The sequence below is a fragment of the Caballeronia terrestris genome, from assembly GCF_001544515.1.
In the GTDB taxonomy this organism is placed as follows: domain Bacteria; phylum Pseudomonadota; class Gammaproteobacteria; order Burkholderiales; family Burkholderiaceae; genus Caballeronia; species Caballeronia terrestris.
Genome location: NZ_FCOL02000531.1, coordinates 1 through 861 on the forward strand (window position 1 = coordinate 1; position 861 = coordinate 861).

Consider the following 861-nt stretch of genomic DNA (forward strand, 5'->3'; position numbering starts at 1 on the left):
GCCCCGTCAGCCAGGCTATAGGCCTATGCGCGCCGCGATGTTAAGTGCCCGATTCGCTGACAAGGAGATAACCGTGAAGATCAAGCATTTAAGCGTTGCGTCGGCAGCAGCCGTTGCACTTCTCTTCCTCAGCGGTGCCGCGCAGGCCGGCGACTCCGACGACTCCAGCGGCCACGGCCACCACGGTGGGTTGTGCTCGAACGCAACCCTAAAGGGACCGTTTGGATTTATCGGCCATGGAGAAATTCTTGGATTGATTGCCGACGGTACATTGCATCCGTACGCCGCCCCGGTGATTCTCGATGACGTCGCACTGGTGACGTTCGACGGTATAGGCGGCTTTACACGCACCGACTTCGGGGTTATCGGCGGGCTGCCGAAAGGGGGGCAGACGACATTCAATCCGAACCAGAAGGGCACCTACCGGGTGAACTCCGATTGCACCGGTACCATGAAAATCGTCTATACGGCTGGCGGAGCCGTGCCGGCCGGCGTAGAAACAGATCTGAACATCGTCGTCGCTGCCGACGGGACGCTCATCGAATCCGTTGTCTACAGGGCGGTCACCGTGTCGGGCGCGAGCGCGGACCTTATGGCGAAGTGTCCACCAAATTGCGAGCAAGGTGTGCAGGAAAGCTTTGAGGGGAAGAAGGTTCTGGTCTACGGCTTCCGTTAGTCGGGGCCTGGATGGGCTCACACTCGCTAAGGCGCTTGGCATGAGTGGCGCTGAGCCCGACCTTCCGCAGGGTTTTCGGTCCTTTAATTTCCGCGCCTTCTTCCTAAAGATCGTGCCACTTCCCAGACTTTTCACGATCCGGGGCGCCGACGCCCGCGATGTTAGTGGACATCGGCGCCACAACA

At 59.7% G+C, this 861-nt stretch carries 1 protein-coding gene; it reads left to right on the top strand.

From position 1 onward, the window contains the following. Positions 1-73: 73 nt before the first annotated feature. Positions 74-676, top strand: a complete 603-nt coding sequence (locus tag AWB67_RS38760) for a hypothetical protein (RefSeq protein WP_087660936.1) — start codon at positions 74-76, stop codon at positions 674-676. Positions 677-861 lie beyond the last annotated feature (185 nt).